The following is a 16,482-nucleotide window of genomic DNA, read 5'->3' as shown; positions in this document are numbered from 1 at the left end:
TGGTGGGGGAGGGCGGTTCAGCCGATGACGCGGGTCGAGCCGTCCAGCCGGCCGGGGCGGGTGCGGCGCAGGTCGCGGACGAGGTTCACGCGCTTGAGCCAGCGGTCGCCGCCGTCGAACCCGGCGCGGAAGGGGCGCCGGCCGTGCACCACGTTGCGGTTGTCGACGAAGCAGACCGCGCCGGTGGGGATGACCACGTCGGTGAGGTTGCCGTCCAGGTGGGCGATGATCCAGGCCAGCGCCTCGGCGGCCTCCGGGTCGCCGTCCTGGGCCCGGAAGAAGTCCCGGTCGATGCGGAGCACCGGCAGATCGGCGTGGCCCTCCAGGACCGGCACCGGCTCGGGCACGAACTCGCCCTCGGCGAACTCGTGCGCGGAGTCGGGCAGGGCCACGAAGCGGGGCTGGGAGAGGACGGCGCGGATGCGGTCCGGCAGGCGTCGTACGTCGACGTGCGCGACCGTCGTGGGCACCTTGCCCTCGTTGCGCAGCGCGAACAGGCCCACCCAGTCCGCGCGGTACGGCGAGAAGGCGTCCTCGGTGTGCCAGGCCAGCTCCAGCTCGCTGGAGGCGGAGATCAGGCTGGTCTCGTACCCCTTGCTCGGCAGGATGTCGGTCACCAGGCGGCCGACCTGCTGGGTGGCCCAGCCGGTGACGTCGCCGAGCAGCGCCGCGTACAGCACCAGCAGGCAGCCGTAGACCTGGCTCGCGTCGGTGTCCGCCTCGCTCCAGTGGCCGGGAGTGACGCCGAGGGCCGCCTGGTCGACGACGTTGCCGCGGATCACCGTCGCGTGCGTGGCCTCGTCGCGGCGCGCGGAGTTGAGGTGCCGGCGCACCGTCAGCGGCAGCTCGTGCGCGAGGACGGGGGCCTCGTCGAGGAACCGCGGGTCGTCCGCAGCCTTGTACACCTCCAGGCAGGACGCGGCCAGTGCGTGCGCCGCGCGCGCCTCGCGGAGGGTGAGGTCGAGGGTGTGGTGACGGGTGTCGTCGGCGAGGGTGGCATTCATGGTGTCCTCCGGGGTGGATGGGTGTGCGGTCATCGGGGTGGCCGGTCCGGGGTCCCGGAGTTCCTAGAACGGGTCGCTCAGGTGGTCGTTGATGTGGTCGAGGCAGAGTTCGTAGAGGTCCTCGGCGTGGGTCTCGTACCAGCCCTCGGGCGGTACGGCCGCCGCGGGCCACAGGGCGTGGTGGTTGGTGGCGTCGGCGAGGACGACGAAGGTGGCGAACTCGTCGGCGAAGGGGTCGTCGTCCGCCGGGCGGTCCAGCACCCGGAGGCTGCCGTCGGCGTCCAGGCGGGCGGCGCGGCCGGTGCGCCACATGTGGGCGGTGCCGCCGTCCGGACCGCCGAAGGGGTCGGGCAGGAAGCGCTCGCCGGTCGCCGCGGGTGCCCCGGCGTAGCCCTGGGCCACGCCCGCGCCCGCGATGTAGAGGGCACCGGCCTCGCCGGGGGCCACCGGCCGCAGCCGGGCGTCGAGGATGTAGGCGCGGTAGCCGGGAGCGGGGCGGGACGGGCCGCCGGGGAGCTGGTCCACGACGAGCCGGCCCTCGGCCCAGCCGCCGCTCACGGTCAGCTCGGCGCCCTCGGACCGGGCCAGCGCGACCAGTGCGGTCAGCGCGTCGTCCGCGCCGCCCAGCACCACCCGGGCGTCCTCCTGCCGCAGCCACCGCAGGACCTCGTGCGGCACCGCCTGGGCGAGGGAGCCGTCCGGGATGTGCACCTGGGCGCCGGAGGCCAGCGTGCCCAGCAGGCCCAGCGCGGCGTCCCCGTCCGGGTAGCCGTGCACCAGCCAGGCGGCGTCGGCCGGTTCGGCCAGGGTCGCCGCGGCGACGGCCCCGGCGCCGATCACCACGGTGCCGTCCTCGCCGGGCACCAGCAGCACCGGGTCGCCCTCCTCCAGCGGCCGCGTCCGGTCGGCGTCGGTCACCGGCCAGTGCCCGGCCGACGGAAGCCTGTCGGCGGCGTCGTTCCGGACCAGCCTGGCCGCGCCCGGTACGGCGGGCAGCAGCAGGTCGGCCGTCTCGTCCAGCAGCAGCACCACCGGGTTCAGCGACTCCGCCAGGTCCAGCGACGGGTCGACCGGAAGCAGCGCGGCACCCGTCTTCGCGACGGCCAGCGCGGCCACCGCGAACCCGGTGGGCGAGGACAGCGCGGTCAGCACCGAGGTGCCCGGGCCCGCCTGGTGCTCGATCAGGGCGTGCGCCAACAGGTCTGCGCGGGCGTCGAGTTCGGCGTAGGCCATACCGGCCAGCGCGGGCGCCTGAGGGTCGCGGGCCACCTGCGCCGCGAACAGCGAGGCCACGTCCCGCTCCGGGATCGCGACGCTCGCGCCCGCCCACACACCGCCCTCGGCGGCCGGGCCGGGCAGCAGCCGCAGCCGGCTCAGCGCGGCCGACGGATTGTCCAGGGCCGCTTCCAGTACGGCGGTGAGCTGGCCGACGAGCGAGGCGGCGGCCGCCTCGCCGACCGTCTCGTGCCGGTACGCGGCCGAGAGGGTGAGGCCGGCCGGCGTGCCCGCCGCGGTCTGCCGCTCGGTCAGGATCAGCCCCAGGTCGGCCGCGGGAAGCGGGAGTTCGGCCTCCTCCGGCTGGATGGTCAGCCCGGCCGCCTCGAACCGGCCGACGGCATCCTGCAGCACGGTCAGCGCGACGCCGCCTGGCAGTGCCGCCAGGGCCGCCTCGCCGTCCCGGTAGGCGGCGAGGTCCGTCTCGCGGACCCGGCGCAGCAGTTCGGCGAAGGCCGGGTCGCCCGAGGCGTCCACCGCCAGCGCCAGGATCCGCCCGTACGGGCCGACCGCGCCGCGCAGCGAGGCACTGTCCCGGGCCGGGACAGGTGCGGCCACGGTGACCTCGTCGGCCGCGCCGAGGCGGGACAGCAGGACCGTGAGCGCGGTGTGCGCCACCATGAACAGGGTGCTGCCGTGCTCGGCCGCGAACCGGGTGAGCCGCTCGTGCAGCTCCTCGCCCAGCTCGACCTCGAGGGTGCCGTAGGAGGCGTCGCCGGCCTGCGGCACGCTGCCCGGCAGCGGGGTGGGCTCCAGGTCGCCGAAGATCGCGCGGGGCGCCGCGTCGAGCCCGGCCGGGGAGCGGCGCGGGGTGTCGCCGGTGGCCCGGGCCTCGTAGGCCTGGGCGAGTTCGGCGGCCAGCGGCAGGTGCGACCACAGGTCGACCGCGGCGGCGGGCAGGGCGAGGTCCAGCAGATGGTCGTCGGCGGCCAGGGTGCGCAGCCGCGTGCCGGCCGCGCCGAGCCGCGAGTTGCGCAGCGCCTCGTGGCGCTGGCCCAGGTCCTCCAGGGCCTCCTCCAGGGCCCGCTGGTCGAGCGCGCCGCGCAGCCTCAGCGGAAGTACCGCGCTGTCCCCGCCGGCGCCGGCGGGGCCGGTGGCGGCGGTGGGGGAGTCGCCGAGCAGCGCGGCGAACTCGGCCGGCGTCGGCGCCTCGTACAGCGCGCGGCTGCCCGGGTCGGCGCCCAGCGTCTCGCGGGCCCGCGACAGCAGCCGGGCCGCGGCCAGCGAGTGGCCGCCGATGCGGAAGAAGTCGGAGTCGGCGTGCACCTTGCGCCGCGGCAGTCCGACCACCTCGGCGAACAGGTCGCGGACGATCTCCTGGATCGGCGTGCCCGGCTGGGTGCCGGGGCGGTCCGCGGTGAAGGCGGGTACGGGCAGCGCCTTGCGGTCGACCTTGCCGTTGGCGTTCAGCGGCAGCGCGTCCAGGGGCATCAGCGCCGACGGGATCATGTAGTCGGGCAGCCGCTCCTGGAGGTGGCCGCGCAGGACGACCTCCAGGTCGACGGTCCGGTCGAAGGCGGTCGGCGTGTTGGCGCACTCCTCGACGGCGGCCGTCGGCGCGGCGTACACGCCGGTCAGGGGGCCGGCCGGGATCCGGACGGGGTCGACGAAGACGATGTCGAGGAGCTCGGCGCTCTCGTTGGACCAGGTGGGCAGGGCCCGGTAGCCCAGCCGCTCGGCGGCCGTGCACAGCGCCTCCGGGTCGGGGGCGGGCGCGTCCTGGGCGGCCAGGTCGATGCTCTCGATCGGATTGTCGAGGGCGTGCATCGAGGTGTACTCGTCGTGCACCCGGCGGTTGGGCACCCCGGCCAGCCGCAGCAGGGCCGGCCGGTGCTCGTCCAGGTACGCCTCGGCGTCGGTGACGGAGGAGATCTCCTGGCCCCAGCGGGCGGCGGGCGCGGTGGCGAGGTCGGCGGCCGGCTCGGCGGTGGACAGGACGGCCTCGTAGCGGTAGCGGGTCAGCTCGTTGTGGTGGGCGCCCCGCTTGGCGCGCACGTCCACCGCACGCACCGCGGGCAGTTCGCGGGCGAGGGCCGCGAACAGGGCGGGGGAGAGCAGCAGCTCGGTCTCCATGGCCACGCGCTGGTCGGCGGAGCGGCGCAGGGCGTCGCGGGGGCGCTCGGCCGCGCCCGGCTGGGCGAGCTCGATGCCGGTCTGGAAGCAGCGGGCGAGGTCGAGGTTGCGCAGGTCGCCCAGGAGCAGTGAGCCGCCCGGGGCGAGCAGCGGCAGGGCCCGCTCGATCACGGTGCGCAGGTAGGCGAGGCTCGGGAAGTACTGGATCACCGAGTTGACGACGATCGCGTCGAAGTGGCCCGCGGGCAGTCCGGTGGTGTCCTCGGCGCCCTGGCAGCTCAGCCGGACCTTGTCGGCGAGGGCGGGGTCGGTCTGCGTCTGGGCGGTGAGCGCGGCGACGACGGAGGCGGAGAAGTCGGTCGCCCAGTACTCCTCGCACTCCTTGTCCCGGGCCAGGTGGCCCATCAGCAGGCCGGTGCCCACGCCGATCTCCAGGACCCGGCGGTGCGGCAGCTCGCGCACCCGCTCCAGGGTGGCCTCCTGCCACTCGGTCATCTGCTCCAGCGGGATCGGCAGGGCGTCGTAACTGCTGTTCCAGCCCGCGAAGTTGGCGCCCAGCTCGGCCGCGTCGGCGTCGTCGTACAGCGCCTCGTAGATCTCCTTCCACTCGGTGATCTGCGCGTCCTCCTCGGCGGCGGCCGCGGCGGGAGCCGCGGGCACCACGTGCGCCACGAGCCGCTTGTCGCCGTCCTTCGTCTCGTGCAGGGACACCGCGGCGGCGGACACGCCCGGGTGGGCGGTAAGCACCGACTCGATCTCGCCGAGCTCGATGCGGAAGCCGCGCAGCTTGATCTGGTCGTCGACCCGCCCCACGAACTCCAGCGCGCCGTCCGCGCGCAGCAGCACCAGGTCCCCGGTGCGGTACAGCACCCCGCCGCTGCCGGTGAACCGGTCCTCGACGAACCGCTGCTCGGTCAGCTGGGGCCGGTCCAGGTAGCCGGTGGCCAGCCCGGGCCCGCCGAGCAGGAGTTCACCGGTGCCGCCCGGGGCGACGGGGGCGCCGTCACTGCCGACGACGACGGCGCGGGTGGCGCCGATCGGCCGCCCGATCGGGATCGTGCGGTCGCCCTCCCCGGGCTCCCCGACCTCGTGCCAGGTGGCGAACGTCGTCGTCTCGGTCGGCCCGTACACGTGCAGCAGCCGCTCGGGCACGCCCGCCGCGAACACCTGGCGCACCCGGCGCGGGTCGCAGGCCTCGCCGCCGAACAGGACTGCGCGCAGCGGGGCGAAGGCGGCGGGCCGCTCGCGGGCGATCAGGTTGAACAGCGCGGTCGTCAGGAAGATCACCGAGACGCCGTGCGCGCCGGCCGCCTCCTGGAAGCGGCCCGGGTCGGTGACGGTCTCCTTGGCCAGGCCGACCAGGCGGGCGCCGGCGGTGAGTGTCGTCCACACCTCGAAGGTGACCGCGTCGAAGGCGGGGTTGGCGGCCTGGGCCACCACGTCGTCGGGCGTCAGCCGCAGGTAGTCGGTCGACTGCACGAAGTCGAGCACGGCCCGGTGCGGTACGACGACACCCTTGGGCGTCCCGGTCGTACCGGACGTGTAGCAGACGTAGACGGCGTCGTCCGGGCCGGTCGTCTCCTCGGGCAGGGCGTCGGAGCGCCCGGCGATCTCGGCGGCTTCGGCGTCCACGGCGACGACCACGGCGTCCAGCCCCCGGTACTCCGCGGCACCGGCGCCCTCGGTCAGTACCGCCCGGGCCGCGCTGTCCCGCACGATCAGCCGGCGGCGCTCGGCGGGGTTGGACGGGTCGACCGGGACGTAGGCCGCTCCGGCCCGCACGATTCCGAGGAACGCGGTCACCATGTCCGGGCCCGGCCTCAGCGAGGTCACCACCCGGTCGCCGTGGCCCACGCCACGGGCTCGCAGATGGGCGGCGAGACGGTTGGCCGCCCGGCTCAACTCCCGGTAGGTGAGGGACACGTCGCCGCCCTCGGCGTACCCCGGGTAGGTGACCGCGGTCGCGTCGGGCCGCTCCTGGACTTGCTGCTCGATGAGGCCGGAGATGGACATCAGCACTCGCTCCTTACGACAGCGCCTTCCGCCTTGGCAAAGCCTTGCCAAGATGTTGGCAACCACGTCCTGAGGCTGGGTCTCGGAACGCTGGAGCTGTACTTGAGTCGCAGGTGGGAGCGGGTGGGTTTGTGCCAAGTGGAGGGTCAGGTGTTGCCAGGCGGCGGGCGAGGGCCGGAGCGGCCGGACAGGCCCTGGGCCGGGATCAGTCGGCGAGCCAGTTGCCGTGGAAGCCGAACGGCACCCTGGTCGGCAGGTGAACGGTGGCGACGGGGTCGTCGTCGAGGTGGTCGGCGTCGAGGATGACCAGGTCGCTGCGGTCGGCGGCGGCGTCGTGGACGTACGTCATGAGCCAGCCGGGGCCGCCGGCCGTGTCGTCGGCCGGGGCGAAGGAGGCCTCGCCGGGCGTGCGGCCGGGGCCGAAGTCGTGCGCGGTCGTGGAACCGGTGGTGAGGTCGTAGCGCACCAGTGAGTTGCCGCAGGTCACGTGTCCGTGCGTGGAGTCGAGACCGGTCAGGCGGTCGTCGACGCGGGGGAACTCGCCCGGCCGGTCGTCGATCTGCTCCTCGCGCACCGTCCCGCGGACCGGGTCGACGGTCCACTTCCACAGCACGGCCTGCTGGGGTGCGGTGCTGCCGTCGGCGGTGCGGCGGTACATCTCCGGGTAGCGCATGACGTGCAGGACGATGGTGCCGTCCGGCGCGTCGTAGGCGTTGAGCGCGTGGAAGACGTAGCACGGGTCGATGCCGAACCAGCGCATCGCGCCGTGCGGGTCGTCGCGGCGCAGCACGCCCAGCCGGGCGCCGTGTCCGTCGTCCCAGCGGTAGGGCATCGTCCCGCCGGTCAGGGCGAGTTCGAGGTCGAAGACGACGGGCAGGTCCATGAAGACGACGTGTTCGGCGGTCAGGGCGAAGTCGTGCAGCATGGTCGGCCCGGGCACCTCGACGGGCCGGCTGAGCACCAGTTCGCCGGAGGCGTCGGCCCGGTGGTAGGTGAGGTGGGTGGACTCCAGCATCCCGTAGCCGAAGAAGTGCAGTTCTCCGGTGACCGGGCAGGTCTTGGGGTGTGCGGTCATGGCGGTGTGCAGCCTGCCGCCGAAGTCGTAGGGGCCCTTGGTGTCCAGGTCGCAGGTGAGTTCGTAGGGCAGGGCCGTCTCGACCAGGGCGAGGGTGCGGCCGGCGTGTCGGACGACGTGGGTGTTGGCCGGGCCGGCGGTGAGGTCGCGCCGGCCCTGCTCGTCGTACATCAGTGCCCCGTCGGTGAGCCGGCGGGTGCGGACCCAGCGGTTGCGGTACGAGACGGCCCGCCCGGCCTCCAGCCGGACGCCGTGGATCATGCCGTCGCCGAAGAACCAGTGTCCGGAGGCGGCGTCGGCCGGGTTCGGCCCGTTGCGCAGGTACCAGCCGGCCAGCTCGGGCGGGATCGTGCCGGTCACCGGCAGGTCGTAGGCGGTGAGTTCCTCGGTGACCGGGGCGTAGTTGCCGGCGAGGTGGCGCGGGGTCATCGGGTCACCTGCGCGGCCTTGGCCTGGACGTGGGCGACGTAGCGGACGGTGAAGACCATCGGGACGGCGAAGCCGGCGATCTGGACGAGTGTGGCGGGGGTGGAGTGGGCGTTGCCGGCGTGCGCGACGAGGGCGAGGACGGCGGCGGTCAGGGTGAACGCGGCGGTCCATACGGCGGTGATGACGACGTTGGTGCGGATGAACGGCTTGAGGTTCCAGACCTCTTGCGGGGTGGTGCGCTTGGCGATGCCCAGGGTGAACGGCCTGCGGATGGCCAGTGAGGTGCCGGCGATGACCGCGAGGGTGCCGGAGGAGAGGGCCGCGGAGTAGTCGTGCACGCCCGAGTGGGGGTCGGCGAAGGCGATGACGGCCAGTGCGGCGAAGAAGACCGCCGAGCCCAACTCGATGATCAGTGCGTCGAATTCGGTGCCGGCCCGTACCTGCTGGGCGATGAGCGCCACGGCGACCACGAGTGCGGCCAGCGCTGCCCATTGCCAGTCCCCCGAGGGGAGCACGGCGAAGACGATCCAGGGCAGGAACGTGCGCAGGTAGGACATGGTCTGGTCTCCCCGTTTCAAGGTGTCTCTTCTGACATGTCAAAAGTAGAAGGTCGGTTGGTGACATGTCAATAGTGGAATGTAGAGTGGGGGTCATGAGCCTCAGACACGCACTCCTGGGCCTCCTCTCGGAACGCCCCGCCAGCGGCTACGACCTGCTGAAACTGTTCGAAACCTCACTGGCCACCGTCTGGCCGGCGACGCAGAGCCAGATCTACACCGAGCTGACCAAGCTGGCGGGCGCCGGACTGATCACGGTGGCGGCCGAGGGGCCGCGCGGCCGCAAGGAATACGCCCTCGCCGACGAGGGACTGGCCGAGCTGCGGCACTGGCTGACCGAGACGAAGCCCCAGCGCAACACCCGCAGTGATCTGCTGCTGCGGGTCTTCTTCCTCGGAGTGCTGGAGCCCGAGCAGGCGCGCGCGTACCTGACCGAGCTGACCGAGATGTCCGAGCGGACGTACGAGGATCTCAACCAGCTGGCGCAGTCCATCGACTGGGACGACGACAACCTCTCCGTCTACGGCCGGATCGCCCTGGAGTACGGCCTCCGCTTCAACGCCATGCGCCGCGAGTGGGCGCAGTGGGCGGCCGGGCAGATCGGCCAGGGTGCGGCCAGGGAGGGCTCTGTCCGGGGCGGGGAGGCGTGAGGGCGTCGTTGATCAGCTGTATGCCGGTGTACTCCGTTTCCTCCGCTGCCTGTTCCTCCGCTACCTGCCTTCGATCTTGAGGGTCAGGCCGTCCAGGAGGGCCTTGAGGCCCAGTTCGAAGAGGGTGTCCAGGCGCAGGTCGTAGCCGTCCTCCCCGAAGGCTCCGATCATCCTCGTGAAGGTGGGGAAGCGGCCCGAGTCCGTCAGTTCGCGCAGGGCGGGGGCGCGGCTGGCCATCCACTGGTCCTCCGACTGGCCCGTGGTGGCCTCGGCGTGGGCCTCCCATTCCAGGTGCATGGCGAGGCCCTGGACGTGGCTGTAGAGCAGGACGTGGATGTCGAGCAGGGCGGTGGGACCGAGGCCGTGGCCGTCCAGGGCGCCGAGTGTCCATTCCGCGTGGACCATCAGGTTGGGCAGGAGCAACGGGCGGGTGAGGGAGCCCAGTTGGGCCAGCCACGGGTGCCTGCGGTACAGGGACCACAGGGTGCGGGCGCCCAGCTCGATGCGGGGGCGCCACTCTTCGGGGGGATCCGCGGGGTAGGACTCCTCGCCGAACGCGGCGTCGGCCACGAGCAGGACCAGGTCGTCCTTGCTGGGGACGTACCGGTACGGCGACATGGGCGCGACGCCGAGCCGGGCGGCCACACCGCGCATGGAGAGCGCCGGGAGGCCTTCGGAGTCGGCGATGTCCATGGCGGCGCGGACGATCCGGTCGAGGGTCAGCTCCTGCTCGGTGGCGGGGGGATCCGGGGTGGACGAGGGACGCCTGGCGGGTGGCGTCGCCGGAGCGGGCGTGGCCACCACCGTGCCGGTCCGGGGACGGGTCTCGACCAGGCCCTCCAGGCGCAACGCGGTCAGGGCCTTGGTGGCGGTGGCGAGCGCCACGCCCCAGTCCCGGGCCGTCTGACGGGTTGACGGAATGCGGTCCCCGGGCGCCAGTTCACCGTCGGCGATGCGTCTGCGGATCTCGGCGACGATGCGCTGATACGGCGGCTCGTGCGGCTCGCGCCCCGCGCCTGTGGCCTTCGTCACATCCCCAGCCTCTCCTCGTCTGTACTAGTTCAGAGGCTAGCAGCGAAGATGTCGGGCTGTGGCCAACTGTCCTAGTTCAGAAGCGTAATCAGCCCAGTTGAGGAGGCTGCGCGTACGCCGTACGTTCAGATGCGTACAGCGTACGAGAGGAGCTATCCACATGCAGACCGTTCTGATCTCCGGCGGCGGGGTCGCCGGCCCCGCCCTCGCCTACTGGCTGCGCCGCCACGGCTTCGAGGTCACCGTCGTCGAACGCGCCCCGGGCCTTCGCTCCGGCGGCCAGGCCGTCGACGTCCGCGGTGTCGCGCTCGACGTCCTCGAGCGGATGGGCCTGCTGGAGCGGGCGGAGAAGGTACGCACCCGGATGCGCGGCATGTCGGTCCTCGACGCCGACGGGCGGGAGGTCGAGCGTTCCACCGAGGCCACCTACAGCAGCGGCCGCCTCGACAGCGAGGACATCGAGCTGCTGCGTGAGGACCTGGTGCGGCTGATCCACGAACACACGCGCGCGGACGTCGAGTACGTCTTGGGTGACAGCATCGTCGCGCTGGACGAGGACGACAGCGGCGTCCGCGTCGACTTCGCACACGGTGCGTCCCGTACCTTCGGCCTCGTGATCGGGGCCGACGGTCTGCACTCGACCGTACGGCGGCTGGCCTTCGGCCCCGAGGAGCGGTTCGCCCGCCATCTGGGCAGCTACCTCTCGGTGTTCGGCGCGGACAACTTCCTCGGCCTCGACGACTGGCAGACGTGGCTGCGCGACGGCGACGTGGGCTTCGGCATCATGCCCGTGCGCGACAACACCGAGCTCAGGATCGCCTTCGGGTTCCGGTCGGACCCGCTCGGCCACGACCCCCGCGCTCTCCAGCGGCTCGTCACCGACAGGCTCGCGGCCCTCCGCTGGAACGGCGCCCGCCTGGCCGAGGCGGCCCGGCAGGCGCCCGACTTCTACTGCGACGCCATGGCCCAGATCCACCTGGACCAGTGGTCACGGGGCAGGGTGGCCCTGCTCGGCGACGCCGGCTACTGCCCCTCGCCGCTCTCGGGGCAGGGCACCAGCCTGGCCCTCGTGGGCGGCTACGTCCTGGCCGACTGCCTCGGCCGGGCCCACGGCGACCACGACGCCGCCTACGCCCGCTACGAGCGGCGCATGCGTCCCTTCGTCACCGTCAACCAGGCCCTGGCGACCGAGAATCCCGGCGGACCCGCCTCCGAGGCGTCCGTCACGCACGCCAAGCGCGCCCTCTCACTGGACGACTGATCCGGGTTCAGCCGGTCACCGGCACTACGACCACCACGTCACCTTCGGCGACGAAGCGGTCGGCGCTGACCACGCTCGGGCCCGTGAACTGTGCGGCAAGGGGAGTGAGCAACTCGTCCAGGACGGCGCGCTTGCCGAGGCAGGTGCGGGACCAGGCGGTGGAACCGTTGATCGTCCCGTGGATGTCGTCGGCCTGCGCCCTCGCCCCGTTCGAGGTCAGCGTTCCCCGAGCCGACAGGTGTGAAGGCGGCTTACGCCCAGTCGGCGCGGACTCGCGGGTCAGGCGACCTGGAGGCTGGGATGTCCCTCCGCGGGCGGGACCGAGGCGTAGGCGGGCAGCTTCAGGTTGGGTAGGTCGCCTGCCTTGACGCTGGCGATGGCGGCACGCAGCGCGGTGTCCATTTCCTCGGGGCCGGCGTACTTCGCGGCCAGGGGGTGGAGGCGGTAGGAGTTGCCCTTGCCGCCGTTCTCGTTCTTGGGGCGCAGCACGATGTTCAGCTCGCAAAGGGGCGCGATGAGGTTGCTGACGGTCTGCGGGGTGACACGGTACTCACGGGCCATGTCCTTTTGCCGCACAGGCAGCCGGCCACCGAAGTCGGAGCGGTGGAGCAGGTACTGGAGGAACTTCACCGACGCTCCGGAGACGGGCAGGGCCCAGATGCGCTCGGAGACGATGGGCGACATGACCTCAGCCATCGGAATCCCTTTCTCGTGGCGTGCCGCAGGATGGGTCGACGGGGCGAACGGTGTGTATCACCCGGTTCGCCTTCCCCTTCCCTGGTCCGGGTGTTCGGGGAATTCGAGGTCCAGCTCCTCCTGGAAGACGTCGGGGCCGATGGCGTTGGGGAAGGCGCCGGGATCGCAGTCATGCTGGATGGCGAGCTGATCGAGAACGGTGTTCTGGGCGTTGCTGTTGCCGTGGAACCACAGCCGTACGTTCAGTTGGATCAGGCCGTTGCCGAGTTGCTCGACCCACTTGTAGCCGACCAGAGCTCGGATGGCGCGGTTGACCGTGGACCGGGTGATGTGCTTGCCGCCCTTCTTGGCGGCAAGTCTGTTCAGCCCGTCGGTGATCTCCTGCTGGGTGTACTGGGCGATGCCGGTGCCGCGCTGTTGGCCGCCGGCGACGTACAGGAACACGCACAGCTGGGACTTGGTGATGGAGTTGGCGACGGCCAACTGGGCTAGGAGCTGGGTGAACCAGTTCGACGCCAGGCTGTAGCCGGCGTCGCCGGCCATGTCGTGCACGGTGGCGCGGTCCGGTTCGAACTCGAAAGTGACGTTCTTCAGTCTGCGGCGGGTGCGGGGGTCGGTGCTCTCGCCGTCCTGGCCGAGTTGTTCGCCCAGGACCTGCAGGAGGTCGTCGAAGTCGGCGCCGGACGCAGCGTCAGGGACGGCTCGAGGCCGCCGACTTGCTGGTGGAACAGATACCACGGGACCTCCCTGTTACTGGGACGCTACAGAGAGTAGCCCAAAAATCAAGCAGGGCTTGTCAAAAAATCAAGCACAGCTTGTTCTTTCTTGGCGTCTGTTCAACTGAGGGCCCTCGGGAGCGGGCCTTTCGAACAGACGCCGAGAAACTCCAACGTAGGTTGACTTTTGAGGCCGGTTGTTCGGACTAATCAAGCCCAGCTTGATTTCGTGTGTCGTGATAGCGACACATTTGGCGCCTGGTCGATGCCTGAGGTGAGTGCCTCGGCGGCTTGGGTGCACCTCTGTGACCTGCGGTTCTCTTTTCGGCGCGAGGCGTGAACGGAGATCAAGCGCTGCTTGATTTTTCTGCCGAAATGTGCGCTCCACAGGACATTCCGAGGATGGAAATGTGCTCCCCAGAGCAACACCGCGACATCAAACCTGCAGGTCAAGTGGCCAGTTCCGCGGCGCGCCTCTTCTTAAAGAGCAACCCCTCGTCAGTGCCCGCCACACACCTCGCACCGCACTCATCCACCCCCTCTTGGACCTGCGCCACCGAAAGCCAGCCCCTACGGCGGTGTGCGTGCGCACGAAGGAACGGAGGCCACCCGCACCAACCAGTCGGCTCAGCCACGCTGTCCTGGGTTTGGTGCCTCGGCTCAGGCGGTCGGGCCGGTGCTCGTTGCGAGGTCCGGTGACAGGCCCGCGCGGCCCTGGACCCCCAGCTTGCGGTACACCCGCGTCAGGTGCTGTTCGACCGTGCTCACCGTGAGGTGGAGCCGGGTCGCGATCTGGCGGTTGGTCAGGCCGTCCGCCGCCAGTGCCGCCACCCGGTGCTCGGAGCCGCTCAGGGGCACGGGGGCGGCGGAGCCGGGCATCGAAAGGCGCACGGGGTCGGGCAGGAGTTCGTCGCGCAGGGCCAGGGCGCCCATCTGCTGGGCCAGGTTCCAGGCGGCGCGCAGGGTGGCGGCGCCCTGGGAGGGACTGCCGTCGTCGTGCAGGGCGTGGCCGAGGTCGGCCAGGGCGCGGGCGGTCTCCAGGCGGGCGCCGCTGCGGCGCAGTTGGTCGACGGCCTGGCGGAGCAGGGTGGTTCGGTGTCCGGAGCCACCGGCCGCGGCCAAGACCCGCAGGGAGGTGCCGCGCACCCAGGGGCGGCGCGCGTCGGGGAGCGCGAGCTGTTCCTCCGTCAGCGTCCTCGCCTGCCGGACCTTGCCCAGGCGGAGCAGCGCCTGCGCGGCGTCTGTACGCCACGGCAGGCACGCCGGCCGGTCCGCCCGCCACAGCTGCAGCAGGCGGCCCGTCCGGCGGAAGTCGGCGAGCGCGGTGTGCGGCTGGCCGAGCGCGAGGTGGTGCAGGCCTCGGGCGCGCAGGTACTGGAGGCCGTACAGGCTCGTCAGGACGCGCCGGGTGACGGGGTGTTGCACGTGCTGGGCCGCCTCGTCGTACCGGCCCAGCGCGCCGCAGGCCTGGATCAGCACCGCGGCCGGGGCATAGCGGAACGTGCCGCCACCGCCCGCGGGCAGCGCGTCGAGCGCCGCGATCGCGTGCTCGCGGGCCCCGCGTACGTCACCCACCCGCAGCAGCGCCTCGGCGTGCAGCGTGGCGAAGACCGCGCGCCAGCCCGGCGCCCGGCATGCCTCCGCCTCCTCCAGCAGCCGCCCGGTCGCGGGTACGGCCCGCTCGGGACGGTCGGAGTACAGCAGGGTGCGCACGGCCAGGACGAGCGGGGCCAGGGTGGCGTCCGTCAGCCGCGCCGACCGCAGCAGCGTCTCGCAGGCCGAGGCGCGGGTGTCCAGCAGGGCGTCGAAGCCTTGTGGTCCGGACTCCTCCATCTCCCGCAGCAGCGCAGCCGAGTCGGAGATCCGCCCCTGCGCGAGCAGCATCCCGGCCAGCTCTCGCGTGTGCTGGTCACCGGGCCGGGTCGAGCGCGGCCCGGTGACCAGCGCGGTGAGCCGCTGCTCGGCGGCCTCCGGGTCACGTCGGGCGGAGATCTGCGCGAGCCGCAGGGCCACGGCGGTGCGCGCGGCCTCGTCGGGGCAGATTCCGTGGGCGAGTTCGAGGAGACGCTCCGCCTGTTCGGTGCGGTGGTCCGTGGGCTCCTCGGCGGGATGCTCCGTCAGCAGGTCCTCCGCCGTGTGCGCGAGCAGCGTGAAGTCCTCGGGGCGTGCGGGCGCGCGCACGCCGTCGGCCAGCGGGGCGAGCAGGTGGTCGGCGACCACCCCGGCCGGGGCGCCCGCGCCGCGCAGCACCAGTGCGGCCCGCCGGTGCAGGTCCGTGCGGGTGCGGGGGGAGGCGTCGGCGAGTACGGCGGCGAGGACCGAGGGATGCCGGAAGCGCAGGCCGTCGAGGAGACCGCAGGCGCGGAGGGGGGCCAGACCGGGAGTGCCCGGCTCGGCGTGCAGCATGCGGGCGACCAAGGGCTCGGTCGCCAGGTCGGCCAGGGTCGCCACCGCGCGGGCGGTGACCAGGGCGTTCGGGCCGCTGCGGTGCAGGCAGGCGATGACGGCCTCGGCGAACGGGCCGTCGGGAGCGGGCGCCGGAAGCGGTGAGGCGGAGACGGCAGCATCTGTTGCGGCGGCGTCCGTGGCGGCGGCGTCCTCTTCCAGCAGGGTGCGCAGCAGGAGGGGGTTTCCGCCGGTGATGCGGTGCAGTTCCCCGGGCGTACGGCCGGTCCGGGCCGGTCCGGGCCACTCCCACGGGCGGGCTGTCGGAACCTGCGCCGTCTCCCGGGGGGACAGCAGGCCGAGCCGGATCCGGCGGAAGTGCGGCTGGCGCGTCAACTCGGTTGAGAACAGCGGTTCCTGGAGTTCCTCGGCGTACGAGGACACGGTGGCGACCAGCAGCACCGGGGCCGGGCGGGCGTGCCGTACGAGGTAGCGGAGGTGGTGCAGGGACTGCGCGTCGGCGTGCTGCACGTCGTCCAGGCACAGCACCACCGGCCCGTCGAGGGCGAGGTCGCACAGCTCCGCGCAGAACGTCCGCATCGCCTCTCCGGGCGGTACGGCGTCGTCGGCGCCGGTGCGGGTGAGTGCGAACACCGGTGCGCTGCTGACCAGTTGGCGCAGGACGCCGAGTGGCACCCGGCGTTCGGCCTCGGTGGCGACCGCGGTGAGCACCAGCGCTCCGGCGGCGGCGGCCCGTTCGGCCACGGCGTCCAGGAGATGGCTCTTGCCGCAGCCGGCGGCTCCCTCGATCAGCACCACGCGGGAACGCCCTACCGCACAGGTGGCGAGGACCGTATCCAGAGCACCGGCCACCGATGCTCTGCCCGCCTCCGTCATGTGCCCGCCCTTCGCCGAATCCGCGCTGGTCCGGGCCATGATGAGAGTCGCGCCTCTAACAGAGGTGGAGTGGGGACGGAGGTGTACGCCCGGCCCCCGGAATGCCGAAGCCCCCGCTGCGGCACGGTGGCCGGCGGGGGCGTCTCGGTGGAGAGGGCTCCGCTGAGCAGGGGCGGTTGTCAGACGGCGGCGACGGTGGGCCAGCCGATGTCGTCGGTGCCGTTGGTGGAGACGGTGGTGGCGGTCGGCCAGCCGATGCCGTCCGTGGACTTGGCGGAGACGGTGGTGGCGGTGGGCCAGCCGATGTCGTCGGTGCCGTTGGCGGAGACGGTGGTGGCGGTCGGCCAGCCGATGCCGTCCGTGGACTTGGCGGAGACGGTGGTGGCGGTGGGCCAGCCGATGTCGTCGGTGCCGTTGGC

General features: G+C 72.6%; 11 protein-coding genes. 2 read left to right on the top strand and 9 right to left on the bottom strand.

Features of this window, described 5'->3' with window-relative positions:
* Positions 1-17 precede the first annotated feature (17 nt).
* From gntD to ACIPSA_RS41350, 4 genes are all read right to left on the bottom strand, one after another.
* Positions 18-1,004, bottom strand: a complete 987-nt coding sequence (gntD, locus tag ACIPSA_RS41365) for a guanitoxin biosynthesis L-enduracididine beta-hydroxylase GntD (protein ID WP_402644797.1) — start codon at positions 1,002-1,004, stop codon at positions 18-20.
* A 63-nt stretch (positions 1,005-1,067) separates the two neighbouring features.
* Positions 1,068-6,365, bottom strand: coding sequence for an amino acid adenylation domain-containing protein (locus tag ACIPSA_RS41360; RefSeq protein ID WP_402644795.1), 5,298 nt, complete (start codon positions 6,363-6,365; stop codon positions 1,068-1,070).
* A 205-nt stretch (positions 6,366-6,570) separates the two neighbouring features.
* A complete protein-coding gene (locus ACIPSA_RS41355; RefSeq protein ID WP_402644792.1) occupies positions 6,571-7,869 on the bottom strand; it encodes a carotenoid oxygenase family protein in 1,299 nt (432 codons plus the stop codon).
* Positions 7,866-8,426 (bottom strand): hypothetical protein, encoded by a 561-nt coding sequence (locus ACIPSA_RS41350; RefSeq protein WP_402644790.1) that lies wholly within the window; start codon positions 8,424-8,426, stop codon positions 7,866-7,868. The genes ACIPSA_RS41355 and ACIPSA_RS41350 overlap by 4 nt, the downstream gene beginning before the upstream one ends.
* A gap of 95 nt (positions 8,427-8,521) precedes the next feature.
* On the opposite strand from ACIPSA_RS41350, the gene ACIPSA_RS41345 reads away from it, so the two are divergent.
* Entirely contained in the window at positions 8,522-9,076 is a 555-nt protein-coding gene (locus ACIPSA_RS41345) for a PadR family transcriptional regulator (RefSeq protein WP_402644788.1), read from the top strand.
* 60 nt (positions 9,077-9,136) lie between these two features.
* Here ACIPSA_RS41345 and ACIPSA_RS41340 read toward each other — a convergent pair whose 3' ends face one another.
* Complete coding sequence (locus tag ACIPSA_RS41340; RefSeq protein WP_402644786.1) at positions 9,137-10,108, bottom strand: TetR/AcrR family transcriptional regulator C-terminal domain-containing protein; 972 nt, start codon at positions 10,106-10,108, stop codon at positions 9,137-9,139.
* A 160-nt stretch (positions 10,109-10,268) separates the two neighbouring features.
* Here ACIPSA_RS41340 and ACIPSA_RS41335 point away from each other — a divergent pair, with 160 nt between their 5' ends.
* Positions 10,269-11,369 (top strand): FAD-dependent monooxygenase, encoded by a 1,101-nt coding sequence (locus tag ACIPSA_RS41335; protein WP_402644783.1) that lies wholly within the window; start codon positions 10,269-10,271, stop codon positions 11,367-11,369.
* Positions 11,370-11,648: 279 nt separating this feature from the next.
* Here the strand turns inward: ACIPSA_RS41335 and ACIPSA_RS41330 are convergent, their stop codons facing one another.
* The 4 genes from ACIPSA_RS41330 to ACIPSA_RS41315 all read right to left on the bottom strand — a co-directional run.
* Positions 11,649-12,065, bottom strand: coding sequence for a hypothetical protein (locus ACIPSA_RS41330; RefSeq protein WP_402644780.1), 417 nt, complete (start codon positions 12,063-12,065; stop codon positions 11,649-11,651).
* A gap of 57 nt (positions 12,066-12,122) precedes the next feature.
* Positions 12,123-12,803, bottom strand: a complete 681-nt coding sequence (locus ACIPSA_RS41325; protein WP_402644777.1) for a hypothetical protein — start codon at positions 12,801-12,803, stop codon at positions 12,123-12,125.
* Positions 12,804-13,441: 638 nt separating this feature from the next.
* Positions 13,442-16,102 carry an AAA family ATPase gene (locus tag ACIPSA_RS41320; protein WP_402644774.1) on the bottom strand — a complete coding sequence of 887 codons (2,661 nt, stop codon included), beginning with the start codon at positions 16,100-16,102 and terminating at the stop codon, positions 13,442-13,444.
* 140 nt (positions 16,103-16,242) lie between these two features.
* Positions 16,243-16,482: hypothetical protein (locus ACIPSA_RS41315; protein ID WP_402644771.1), on the bottom strand; the 240-nt coding region annotated here is incomplete at its 5' end.

This window comes from Streptomyces sp. NPDC086549, from assembly GCF_044746205.1.
Classification (GTDB): domain Bacteria; phylum Actinomycetota; class Actinomycetes; order Streptomycetales; family Streptomycetaceae; genus Streptomyces.
This window is presented reverse-complemented; position numbering and strand designations above follow the sequence as displayed.